At 71.3% G+C, this 10,901-nt stretch carries 10 protein-coding genes; 5 read left to right on the top strand and 5 right to left on the bottom strand.

Annotation, left to right across the window (positions count from 1 at the left end):
• Positions 1–32: 32 nt before the first annotated feature.
• Complete coding sequence (cqsA, locus tag ACY0MJ_RS01365) at positions 33–1,286, top strand: alpha-hydroxyketone-type quorum-sensing autoinducer synthase (protein WP_462636464.1); 1,254 nt, start codon at positions 33–35, stop codon at positions 1,284–1,286.
• 1 nt (position 1,287) lies between these two features.
• On the opposite strand, the gene ACY0MJ_RS01360 is transcribed toward cqsA, so the two are convergent.
• On the bottom strand, positions 1,288–2,265 hold the full coding sequence (locus tag ACY0MJ_RS01360; RefSeq protein ID WP_462636463.1) for a response regulator: 978 nt from the start codon (positions 2,263–2,265) through the stop codon (positions 1,288–1,290).
• A gap of 21 nt (positions 2,266–2,286) precedes the next feature.
• Positions 2,287–3,615 (bottom strand): sensor histidine kinase, encoded by a 1,329-nt coding sequence (locus ACY0MJ_RS01355; RefSeq protein ID WP_462636462.1) that lies wholly within the window; start codon positions 3,613–3,615, stop codon positions 2,287–2,289.
• Positions 3,616–3,672: 57 nt separating this feature from the next.
• On the opposite strand from ACY0MJ_RS01355, the gene ACY0MJ_RS01350 reads away from it, so the two are divergent.
• From ACY0MJ_RS01350 to ACY0MJ_RS01340, 3 genes are read left to right on the top strand one after another with little or no spacing between them, the layout of a single operon-like run.
• Entirely contained in the window at positions 3,673–4,341 is a 669-nt protein-coding gene (locus ACY0MJ_RS01350; protein ID WP_462636461.1) for a LuxR C-terminal-related transcriptional regulator, read from the top strand.
• Between the two features lie 49 nt (positions 4,342–4,390).
• On the top strand, positions 4,391–5,323 hold the full coding sequence (locus tag ACY0MJ_RS01345; RefSeq protein ID WP_462636460.1) for a hypothetical protein: 933 nt from the start codon (positions 4,391–4,393) through the stop codon (positions 5,321–5,323).
• A 10-nt stretch (positions 5,324–5,333) separates the two neighbouring features.
• Entirely contained in the window at positions 5,334–6,110 is a 777-nt protein-coding gene (locus tag ACY0MJ_RS01340; RefSeq protein ID WP_462636459.1) for a type III pantothenate kinase, read from the top strand.
• 32 nt (positions 6,111–6,142) lie between these two features.
• Here ACY0MJ_RS01340 and ACY0MJ_RS01335 read toward each other — a convergent pair whose 3' ends face one another.
• Positions 6,143–7,237, bottom strand: a complete 1,095-nt coding sequence (locus ACY0MJ_RS01335; protein WP_462636458.1) for a M14 family metallopeptidase — start codon at positions 7,235–7,237, stop codon at positions 6,143–6,145.
• The gene (locus tag ACY0MJ_RS01330) at positions 7,234–8,430 is read right to left on the bottom strand and encodes a M20 aminoacylase family protein (protein ID WP_462636457.1); all 1,197 of its coding nucleotides are present in this window, start codon (positions 8,428–8,430) and stop codon (positions 7,234–7,236) included. The genes ACY0MJ_RS01335 and ACY0MJ_RS01330 overlap by 4 nt, the downstream gene beginning before the upstream one ends.
• 82 nt (positions 8,431–8,512) lie before the next feature.
• Between ACY0MJ_RS01330 and argE the strand changes: the two genes are divergently transcribed.
• A complete protein-coding gene (gene argE, locus ACY0MJ_RS01325; protein ID WP_462636456.1) occupies positions 8,513–9,679 on the top strand; it encodes an acetylornithine deacetylase in 1,167 nt (388 codons plus the stop codon).
• An 86-nt stretch (positions 9,680–9,765) separates the two neighbouring features.
• Here the strand turns inward: argE and ACY0MJ_RS01320 are convergent, their stop codons facing one another.
• Positions 9,766–10,890 (bottom strand): ABC transporter substrate-binding protein, encoded by a 1,125-nt coding sequence (locus ACY0MJ_RS01320; RefSeq protein WP_462636455.1) that lies wholly within the window; start codon positions 10,888–10,890, stop codon positions 9,766–9,768.
• Positions 10,891–10,901: the final 11 nt, after the last annotated feature.

Genomic DNA, 10,901 nt, shown 5'->3' with positions numbered 1-10,901 from the left:
TCAATCGACAGCTCCCCAAAGAGGAGTTGTCCATGGAAAGCGTTGCACAAGAATTCACGGGAGTTGCCGTCCAACCGGGCCGAACGACCGCCGGGCCCGGCCTGTCGGCCCACCTGCGCGCGCGCATCGCGCGCGACTTCAAGGATCGCTGGGAAAGGGAGTGGGGCCGCAAGTTCGTGACCCACGGGCGCGCGCCCGGGCCACAGGCGGTGCGGCTGGACGGCAACGACTACCTGTGCGTCACCGGCCATGCCGACATCGTGAACGCCCAGATGGCGACCCTGCGCAGCAACGACGACTTCGTCGTGCAGTCCGGCGTGTTCCAGCTGGACGGCAGCGCGCCCGCGCGCTTCGAGGCCGCGCTCGCCGCCTTCATCGGCAAGGAAGGCGGCCTGCTGTGCCAGTCGGGCTACACGGCCAATCTCGGCCTGATCCAGGTGATCGCCGATCCCGAGACGCCGGTGTACCTCGACAGCCTCGCCCACATGTCGCTGTGGGAAGGCGTGCGCTCCGCGGGCGCGCCGGCCCATGCCTTCCGCCACAACGATCCCGAGCACCTGGCGCGCATGGCGGCGCGGCACGGGCCCGGGCTGGTGATCGTCGATTCCGTCTACAGCACCACCGGCGCGCTGTGCCCGCTGGAGCGCATCGTCGAGGTCGCGGAGCAGAACGGCTGCATGATCCTGGTGGACGAATCGCACTCGCTGGGCACGCACGGCCCGCAGGGCCGCGGCCTCTGCGCCGAACTGGGGCTGACGGACCGCGTCCACTTCATCACCGCGAGCCTCGCGAAGGCCTTCGCCGGCCGCGCCGGCTTCTTCACCATGCCCCACGAGCTGCGGCACTACCTGATGTGCCACAGCTACCCCAGCGTGTTCAGCTCCTGCCTGCTGCCCCACGAGGTGGCCGGGCTCGCGGCCACGCTGCAGGTGGTGGCGGCCGCCGACGGCGCGCGCGCCGCCCTGCGCCGCAACACCGAGCGCATGCGCGCCAGCCTCGCCGGGCTGGGCTACCCGATCCACCAGGGCAGCCAGCAGATCGTCGCGCTGGAAGCGGGGCCGGAGGTCGACACGCTGGCGCTGCGCGACGCGCTGGAGACGCGCGGCGTCTTCGGCGCCGTCTTCTGCGCACCGGCCACCAGCCGCAACCGCGCGATGGTGCGGCTCACGCTCAATGCGGGCCTCACCGATGCCGAGATGTCCCACGTGGAAGCGGTCGCGCGCGAGGTGGCGCCGCTGGTCAAGCCCTGGGAGTGGCCGATCGCCCGCCGCCAGCGCGGGCGTTGAATCACTCCTGCACCTGCCGCTTGGGCTGGCGCGCCAGCCACTGGCTGTAGCTGTTGTCCGGGTCGGGGCCCTGCGGGGTCTCCACCGGGAACACCGCGCCCAGCAGGCCGCCGGCGGGCCCGACGGCGAAGGCGTTGACGAGCGACACGGGCTGCGAGGACGACAGCGCCTGGCGCAGCTCGATGTCGGCCAGCTTGGTGCCGGCGCGGATCTCCTGCAGGTCGGCGCCGCCCACGCCCGCGACCTCGGCCACTTCGGAGAGGGCGTGCAGTCCCTGCCGCGTCTCCAGCTGCAGCCAGGCGACCTTGCCGTTCGCGTCCATCCCCAGCACGCCGAAGGGCGAGCCGATCACCACGTGCTCCACCCAGTGCTTCATGCAGAACGAGGCCAGCCAGGCGTCGACGCCCGGCGCGCGCAGCAGGGCGCTCTGCTCCTGCGTGAGCGTCGTGCGCCAGATCTGCGCGTGCCGCGCGTGCGAGGTGAACAGCAGGTGCTCCACCGCCTCCACCAGGCGGCGCGAGATGTCCTGCGTCTGCTTGGGGATGAACTGGTCGATCAGCCCGCGGTTGAAGGCGCGCACCGCCACCTGTTCGTCGGCCTGGCCCGTCAGCAGCACGCGCGCGCCCGGCCAGTCGCCCAGCTCCGAGAGCACCTGCAGTCCGTCCATGCCCGGCATGGAGAAGTCCACCACGCACACGCGCGAGAGCGCATAGCGCTCGGTGTAGCGCGACCAGTAGGCCAGGATCTGCGGGATCAGCGGCTTGCCTTCCCGCCACAGCGCGATCAGCTGCTGCTGGTTCCAGGCGTCGGCTTCCCAGAAGGGCGGCTCCTGCAGCAGGTGCGCGATGCAGTCGGTCGGCCGCATGAACAGGCGCAGGTGCCAGTGGCGCGGCAGCACCAGCGCCAGCATCTCCAGGTAGTCGGGGTCGTCGTCCAGGAAGACGACGGTGCCGGGGCGGTGGAACAGGGGGAAGGTCATGTGCACTTCGCCAGCATTTTGCTACGCCACCGGCAGCTCGATGGTGAACACCGCTCCGTGGTGGGGCGCCGACTTCACGCGGATGCTGCCATGGGCCGCGTGCACCACGCGCTGGCAGAACGCCAGGCCGAGGCCGTGCCCCGTGCCGCGGTCGGTGGAGAAGAAGGGCTGGAAGATGCGCTGCAGCAGTTCCGCGTCCATGCCCACGCCGTTGTCGGTGAACACGATGCGCCCGCGCGAGCCCTGCGAACCGATCTGGATGAGCAGGTCGCCGGGCTGGCTGGCGGAGGACGCCGCCGCCAGCGAGCGCAGCGCGTTCTTGGTCAGGTTGTCCACCACCTGCGCGAACAGCTGGCGCGAGCCGACGAAGCGGAAGTCGTCCTTCACCTGCACCACCACCGACTGCCGCTCGCGCGTGCTGCGGTAGGGGTACTCCTCGATCGCCGCGCGCACCAGTTCGGCCGCCGAGATGGTCTCCACGTGGCCGCCCAGGCGCATGAGGCGGGCGTTGGTGATCTGCATGTCGATCTGATGGTTCATGTTGCGCACCAGGTGGCTCAGGCGCTGGCCCAGCTGCTGCAGGCGCTCGCTGCTCTCGCCGCCATGCTGCGCGGCCTCGTTGCGCACCGCCTCGGCGATCAGCTGCATGGTGGCGAGCGGCGTGCGCAGTTCGTGCGCCATGATGCCCATGGTCCCCAGCGTGTAGTTGAGCTGTTCGCGCCGCAGGTTGGACGAGGACAGGCCCAGGGTCAGCCCCATGAACCAGCAGAAGGCGATCACGACGGTGTTGGTGGCGGCCAGCTCCAGCGGCATGTCGGGACGGACGGGGCCGATCGCGTCGAACATCAGCCAGGCCACCAGCATGCCGCTCGCCGAACCCAGGGTGGCCAGGCGCCAGTCGGTCAGGTGGTAGTAGATCAGCAGCATGGCCCCGAAGCTGGCCAGCCAGACGGCGTTGCCACCGTTGCAGAAATACATCCACGAGAAGAACCAGGGCAGGGTGATCCAGAAGACCGCGGAGAAGGTGACGGCGGCGGCGCGGCTCGGCGGCGAGGCCGTCACGCCCGGGATCACGAGCAGGCTCAGGCCGCACAGGGCCATCAGCACGCGCAGCACCAGGTTTTCGTAGGGCTGGGGCAGCAGCAGCGCCCAGATGGCGTAGAAGACGGGGTGGCCCAGCATCGTCGAGAAGCCGAGGGCGCGGATGCGCCAGCGGGACGGATGCAGGATCGGCTCCATCAGCGGCTGCAGCAACGCGAACGCCGGCGCGCGCCGCCAGCGGGCGGACAGGCGCCGCCGCACGACTCGGTGCGGCAGGGAAAAGGGGGCGCGCTGCACTTGCTGCTTCATGGCTGGGGGTCCGAAGGTGATATTGTCACAGCCCGGCGGTAGTACCTACGATTCGGCATGGGGATCCCTGTTAACTTTGACAGTGTCAGCCTCGACGGCATCCTCAGCGACTGGGTGGCGGCGCTGCGCGAGTTCTCCGTGGAGGCCGTCGTCGTGCTCGGCCCCGACCCGTTCGGCGGCAGCGAGGACCGCCAGGTCGTGGCGGTGCACCCGCCGCTGGTCGCCGAGGCCGCCGGCGCCCTGGCCGAAAGCAGCGACTTCGGCGCCCGCTGGCGCGACTCCGACGCGCCGCTCGTGGCCTGGCAGACCATCGCCAAGACCGATCCCCAGAATGCGAGCCGCTGGCGCCTGCTGTGGCTCGCGCACGGCTACCAGACCGTGGTGCGCGTGGAGTTCTCGCTGCCGGCCGGCCGCGCCTTCGAGTGCTTCATGTTCAGCCCGCGCGAACTGACCGACCGCTCCGACGCCGCGCTGCTCGCCTGGTCGGCGCTGAACATCTGGCCGCTGGTGAAGCGCTCCATCGCGACGGCGCGCTCCAGGCTCAGCCCGCGCGAGCGCGAATGCCTGGAGCTCGCCTTCCAGGGCAAGACGGCGCGCGAGACGGCACAGCAGCTGCAGTGCACCGAGCGCACCGTCAACTACCACCTCGCGAACGCCATGAACAAGCTGCGGGTGGACAACAAGATGGCGGCGATCCAGCGCGCCTGCTGGCTGGGCGCCCTGTAGGCCCGCCGGGGCCTTGCCGGCCTTCCGCCCGGCAGTACCATTGCGGCCCATGAGCGACGACACCGACGACCGCACCGCGTCCCTGATGACGCCGGCCAAGCTGGCCCAGTTGCAGGTGCGGCCGAAGCCGGCCGCCTCGCCGGCCGCGTGGCTGGACCAGATGGCCTCGGACGCCGGCAGCGGCCACGTGCGCCGCCTGCTGGAGCTGCGGCAGCAGCTGGAAGCCGCGATCCGCGGCCGCGAGAGCGAGTTCCAGCAGCTGGCGGCGGCCTGCCGCGCGCTGGACGAGGCGCTGGGCAAGCTGGACTTCGCGCTGACGCAGCCCCGCGGCCTGCTGGCGCGCGTCACGGGCAAGGGCAAGGAAGCCGCCGCCGCCTTCTCCGCCCAGGTGGATCGGGTCGTCCAGGCGGGGGAGGCGCTCGCCAACGGCTGGCGCGGCGTGCAGCGAAGGCAGGAGGCCACGTCCATCGACCGCCAGGTGCTGGAGTGCGAGGCCGAGTTGAAGGCGCTGGAACGCATCATGGACCAGGGCGCGCGCTGGCTGCAGGACATGCGCAACCAGCTCAAGGCGCGCCAGGCGGAAGGCGGCGGCCCCGAGGTGCAGCAGCAGATCGCGCAGGACACCGCGCGCTGCGAGTTGCTGGTCGCGCGGCTGAAGGTCCTGCGCACCGCCTGCAATGCGGTGCAGCCGGCCCTGGAGCGCTGCAAGGGCGCGCTCGCCCGCCGCGCTTCCGTGCTCGGCGCGGTGCAGCAGGTGCTGGAAGGCGAATGCAAGGCGGCGCGCGAACGCCTGGAATCCCTGGCCGACCAGGCCGCCGGCGGCGCCGCGGACGAGGCGGTGGACGGCGCCCGACGCGCGCAGCGCGGGCTGAAATCGGCGCTGGAGCCGCTGGGGCAGGACTGCGCCGGCGTGCAGGGGCAGGACCAGGCGGCGGCCGACGAACTGGCCGCCATGCAGGGGCCCCTGCAGGCCGCGGCCTAGGCGCCGCGGCATGAGCTTCCTCGCGATCGACATCGGCAACACGCGCCTGAAGTGGGCGGTGTATCCGCAGGCGGCCCCCGGCGCCGAGCCGCTCGCCGCCGGGGCGGAGTTCCTGGAGAACATCGACAAGCTCGCCGACGGCGAGTGGGCCGGCCTGGCCGCGCCGGCGCGCATGCTGGGTTGCTGCGTGGCGGGCGACGCCGTGAAGCGCCGCGTCGAGGAGCAGATGGAGGAGCTGTGGGTGGCGCCGGCGCACTGGGTCGTGCCCAACGCGGCCGAGGCCGGCGTGATCAACGGCTACGACCACCCCACGCGCCTGGGCGCGGACCGCTGGGTCGCCATGATCGGCGCCCGCCACCGCATGCTGGCCGCCGGCCCGGCCCGGCCGATGGTGGTGGTGATGGTGGGCACGGCCGTGACGGTGGAGGCGGTGGACGACTACGGCCGCTTCCTCGGCGGCTTCATCCTGCCGGGGCACGGCATCATGCTGCGCGCGCTGGAAAGCGGCACGGCCGGCCTGCGGGTGCCGACCGGCGAAGTGCGCGAATTCCCCACCAACACCAGCGACGCGCTCACCAGCGGCGGCACCTTCGCCATCGCCGGGGCGATCGAGCGCATGGTGCAGCACGTGCGCCAGCGCTGCGGCTGCGAGCCGGTGTGCACCATGACCGGCGGCGCCGGCTGGAAGATGGCGCCGCACATGTCGGTGCCCTTCGAGCTGGTGGAAAGCCTGATCTTCGACGGGTTGCTGGTGATCGCGCAGTCGCGCGCGGCGGCGGCCGGGTGAACGGTGGGGTTCGCCTTCGGCTCACCGCCACCCTACGGGGCCAATCCCTTCACCGCCTGTTCCATCGCTTCCCGCGCCTGCGCCTGCACCTGCCCGCGCCAGGCATCGGTGTCGGTGTAGAACGCCGCCATCACCTGTCGCCGGATCGCCTCGGCAAGCTCCGCCGGGGCTTCGGGATGCGCGTTGAGCCACTGCTCGGCCCGCAGCGCCTGCAAGGTCTCCATCACCGGCACGGTGCCGTACTCCAGCGCCATGCCCGTGTACTGCGCCTGCGGGCATTCCTCGTAGGCGGAGACGAACATCATCCCGGTGAGGAAGGCGGAGGTCGACGACCCGTCGTAGATGGACGTGACGGGCGTGCGCCCGCCGCCGTCCCACCACTGCCGTGCGCGGGCGACCTCGGCGCGGTCGTCGCGGCCGGCGTAGATGCGCTCGCCCACGCCGCTCGGCCCCAGGCCGGTGTGGATGTCGATCCACGCGAGACGCGCCGCGCGCCGGCCGTGCGCGCGCAGCACTTCCCGCACGGTGAGGTTGCTCCAGCTCGGCGACCGGCCGCCGAAGAAGAGGCCGTCGGCGAATTCGTACTGGCCGCCCGACACGGCGGACTGGAACGCCTTCTCGCCGTTGCGCGCCAGCCAGGCGCCGATCGCCTGCTCGTTGTCCGGCGCCGGCGGCCACTGCGGCGGCACCAGCAGCGGGTGCAGCTCGCGGTAGGCCGTGTTCATCGGCAGCGGCCGGGCGAAGTCGTGGAAGTTGCGGTTCAGGTCGACGTTCTCGTGGGTCGTGCGGCGCACGTGCGAGAAGCCGTAGGGGTTGAGCGCGTGGATGTACAGCACCGCCACGCCCGCGGCGGCGGCGTGCTGCCGCCAGGCGGCGTCGCGCAGCAGCGCGACCTGCACGCCGCTGCCGCAGTAGCCCTCCACGCCGTGGCAGCCGCTGCTGAGGACCAGCACCCGGCCCGCATCGGGCGGGCCGTCGCGCACCACGTCCATGGCGAGCGGCTCGCCCTGGAGCCCGGGCCGGGGATGCGGGTGGCTCTCGACCGGCAGGCCGGCGTCGGCCGCGGCCTGCAGGAACTTCGCGCGTGCTTCGGCGTAGGTCCGCGAAAACGCGTCCCCGGCGCTCACGCCCGGCCCTTGGCCAGCCACTCCTCGGCCAGGCGCACCCAGTAGGTCGCGCCCAGCGGGATGAGGTCGTCGTTGAAGTCGTAGCTGGGGTTGTGCAGCACGCAGGGGCCGGCGCCGTGGCCCATGTCGCGGTGCGAGCCGTCGCCGTTGGCGATGAAGCAGTAGGCGCCGGGCTTGGCCTGCAGCATGAAGGCGAAGTCTTCCGCGCCCATGGTGGGTTCCTGCGGCAGCACGTTCTCGGCGCCGACGATGGAGGCCATCACCTTGCGCGCGAACTCCGCCTCGGCGGCCGTGTTGACCGTGGGCGGGTAGTTGGGCACGAACTCGAATTCGCAGGTGGCGTCGAAGGCCTTGCAGGTGTGCTCGGCCAGCTGGCGCATGCGCTTCTCGATCATTTCCTGCACCTCGAGGTTGAAGGTGCGCACCGTGCCCTGCAGCTCGCAGGAGTCGGGGATCACGTTGGTGGCCTCGCCGGCGTGGATCATCGTCACGGAGATCACGCCCGCGTCGATCGGCTTCATGTTGCGGCTGACGATGGTCTGGAAGGCCTGCACCATCTGGCAGGCCACCGGCACCGGGTCGATCCCCAGGTTGGGCATGGCGCCGTGGCTGCCCTTGCCGCGGATGGTGATCCTGAATTCGGCGGTGGAGGCCATCACCGGGCCGGCGCCGATGGCGAAGCGGCCGACCTGGCCGCCGGGCCAGTTGTGCATGCCGAACACGGCCTCCATGGGGAATTTCTCGAACAGCCCGTCCTTGATCATCTCGCGGGCGCCGCCGCCGCCTTCCTCGGCCGGCTGGAAGATCAGGTAGACCGTGCCGTCGAAGTGCCGGTTCTTCGCGAAGTGCCGGGCGGCCGCCAGCAGCATGGCCGTGTGGCCGTCGTGGCCGCAGGCGTGCATCTTGCCGGGGTGCTTGCTGGCGTGGGCGAAGGTGTTGAACTCCTGCATGGGCAGGGCGTCCATGTCGGCGCGCAGGCCGACGGCGCGCGAGGACGTGCCGTTCCTGACGATGCCCACCACGCCCGTGCCGCCCAGGCCGCGGTGCACCGGGATGCCCCATTCGGTGAGCCTGGCGGCGACGAGGTCGGCGGTGCGCTTTTCCTCGAAGCAGAGTTCGGGGTGGGCGTGGATGTCGCGGCGGAGGGCGACGATGGAGGCGGCTTCGGTGACGATCGAGTCCAGGAGCTTCATGGCAGGGTCCTGCGGGGGGAAGTGCGCCAGTCTAGCGGGCCGGCGCATGGGCGGCATCGGTAGATTCCGGGACAATGGGCGCATGGAATCCACTGCCATGCCGCGCGCGCTGGAACTGGCGCGCACCCTCGTCGGCTTCAACACCGTGAGCGCCAACTCCAACCTGGCGCTGATCCACTGCATCCGCGACGAGCTGGCGCGCCTGGGGGTGAAGTCCCGGCTGAGCCACAACGCCGACAAGACCAAGGCCAACCTGTTCGCCACGCTGGGCGAGGGCAAGCCGGCCGGGATCATCCTCTCCGGCCACACCGACACCGTGCCCTGGGACGGGCAGGACTGGTCGGTCGATCCGCTGGGCGGCGTCGTGCGCGACGGCCGCCTGTACGGGCGCGGCAGCGCCGACATGAAGGGTTTCATCGCCACCGCCGTCGCGCATGCCCGGCTGTTCCTGGAGAGCCGGGCGCCCTTCGCGATCCACCTGGCCTTCAGCTACGACGAGGAGGTCGGCTGCTTCGGCGTGAAGGAGCTGATCGCCGACCTGCGCGACGCCGGCATCGCGCCGCTCGCCTGCATCGTCGGCGAACCGACCAGCATGGTGCCTGCCATCGCCCACAAGGGCGTGTACCGCTACCGCTGCTGCGTGCGCGGCAAGGAGGCGCATTCCTCGCTCACGCCCCAGTCGGTGAACGCCATCGAGATGGCGGCGCGCGTGATCGGCCGCGTGCGCGACATGGCCGAAGGCTTCGAGCGCGAGGAGCCGCGCTACGCCGGCTTCGACGTGCCCTTCTCCACGGCCAGCGTCGGCCAGTTCCACGGCGGCATCGCCGACAACGTGGTGCCGCGCGACGCCGAGTTCCGCTACGAGTTCCGCGACCTGCCGACGGCCGATGCACGCGCGATGCAGGAGCAGGTGGTGGCCTACGCGCGCTCGCTGGAGCCGGCGATGCGGAAGGTGGCGCCGGAAACCGGCTTCCGCTTCGAGACGATCTGCGAGATCCCGAGCTTCCTCGGCTCGGCCGAGGACGACGTGACGCAGCTCGCGATGCGGCTCGCGGGCGAGCGGCGCACGACGCAGGTGGCCTTCGGCACCGAGGCGGGGATCTTCAAGAACGCGGGCATCCGCACGGTGGTGTGCGGGCCCGGCAGCATCGAGCAGGCGCACCAGCCGGACGAGTACGTGAGCCTGGAGCAGCTGGGGCGGTGCCAGGCGTTCATGGAAGGGCTCGCCAAGGTGCAGGCCATCGCCTGATGCTGGGGTTCGGCTGGCGCCTCACCGCCAGCCTACGAGCCGCGGCATCCGTAGGCTGGTGGTGAGCGCAGCGAACCCCAGCTCCCTCAGGTCCTGACCCTTCCGTCCCCCGTCAGCATCGACAGTTCCACGAACTTCGACGCCACGTGGTCCGTGGCCGAGAAGCTCACGTCGAAGCCGCCGAAACTCTCGCGCCCGATCGACTCCAGGCCCGCGATCAGCCCGTCGCGCGTCGGCTTGCCGCGCCTGAGGCCTTCGGCCAGCACCTTGGCTGCCAGCCAGCCCTCCATGCTGGAGAAGTTCGCCTGGTAGCCGGCGCCGCCCTTCTTGACCGCATCGAGGAACTCCCGCGTGACCGCCCGCGCCGCGTTGTAGGGCGAAGGCACGACCTGCGACACGACGACGCCGGCGCCGTCCTTGCCCAGTTCGTCGGCCAGCGCCTGCGTGCCCACGAAGGACACGTTGAAGAAGGTGCCGCCGAAGCCGGCCGCCCGCGCCGCGCGGATGAAGGCGGCGCAGGCCTTGTACGCGCCGATCTGCACGATCGCGTCCGGCTGCGCGGCCACCAGCGTCTTGACGGCCGGCGCGACCACGACCGAGTTGCGCTCCACGGTGGCCTGCGCGATGGGCTGCAGGCCGCGCGAGCCCATCGCCAGCGTCACGCCGTCGAGGCCGGCCTTGCCGTAGGCGTCGTTCTGGTGGAAGACGGCGATCTTCCCCAGGCCCAGCGAGGTGAGCTGCTTCACGATCAGCTCGGTCTCGTCGTTGTACGAGGCGCGCATGTGGAAGGCGAAGCGGTTGAAGGGCTGGCGCAGCGCCATCGCGCCCGAGAACGGCGCGAAGAAGGGCACGCGCGCGGCCGTCGCCAGCGGCAGGGCGGCGATGCTGGTGGGCGTGCCGATGTAGCCGAACAGCGCGACCGGATCCTCCGCCACCAGCTTGCGCGTGTTCTCGGCGCAGCGGTCCGGCTCGTAACCGTCGTCCAGCTTCGCGAGCGTCACCTCGCGCTTGTGCACGCCGCCCTGTGCGTTGAGTTGCTCGAGGAAGAGCTTCGCGCCCTGGTGGAACTGGATGCCCAGCTGGGCCGCGGGACCGGTGAAGGCGGCGGACTGGGCGAGCAGCAGGCGGTCGGCCTGGGCGCGCAGCGCCGGCGCGCCGAGCAGGGCGAGGCCGCCCGCGGCGGCGCGGATCAGATGACGTCGGTTGAGCATGCCGGAATTGT

This window comes from Ramlibacter sp. bp-362 (assembly GCF_054956735.1).
The sequence above is the reverse complement of the archived record's forward strand: the minus strand, read 5'-3'. Positions and strand labels throughout refer to the sequence as shown.

What these genes read in the sequence shown, in the direction of transcription:
- cqsA (WP_462636464.1), top strand. Translation starts at nt 33, where the DNA reads ATGGAAAGCGTTGCACAAGAATTCACGGGAGTTGCCGTCCAACCGGGC.
- ACY0MJ_RS01360 (WP_462636463.1), bottom strand. Translation starts at nt 2,265, where the DNA reads ATGACCTTCCCCCTGTTCCACCGCCCCGGCACCGTCGTCTTCCTGGAC.
- ACY0MJ_RS01355 (WP_462636462.1), bottom strand. Translation starts at nt 3,615, where the DNA reads ATGAAGCAGCAAGTGCAGCGCGCCCCCTTTTCCCTGCCGCACCGAGTC.
- ACY0MJ_RS01350 (WP_462636461.1), top strand. Translation starts at nt 3,673, where the DNA reads ATGGGGATCCCTGTTAACTTTGACAGTGTCAGCCTCGACGGCATCCTC.
- ACY0MJ_RS01345 (WP_462636460.1), top strand. Translation starts at nt 4,391, where the DNA reads ATGAGCGACGACACCGACGACCGCACCGCGTCCCTGATGACGCCGGCC.
- ACY0MJ_RS01340 (WP_462636459.1), top strand. Translation starts at nt 5,334, where the DNA reads ATGAGCTTCCTCGCGATCGACATCGGCAACACGCGCCTGAAGTGGGCG.
- ACY0MJ_RS01330 (WP_462636457.1), bottom strand. Translation starts at nt 8,430, where the DNA reads ATGAAGCTCCTGGACTCGATCGTCACCGAAGCCGCCTCCATCGTCGCC.
- argE (WP_462636456.1), top strand. Translation starts at nt 8,513, where the DNA reads ATGGAATCCACTGCCATGCCGCGCGCGCTGGAACTGGCGCGCACCCTC.
- ACY0MJ_RS01320 (WP_462636455.1), bottom strand. Translation starts at nt 10,890, where the DNA reads ATGCTCAACCGACGTCATCTGATCCGCGCCGCCGCGGGCGGCCTCGCC.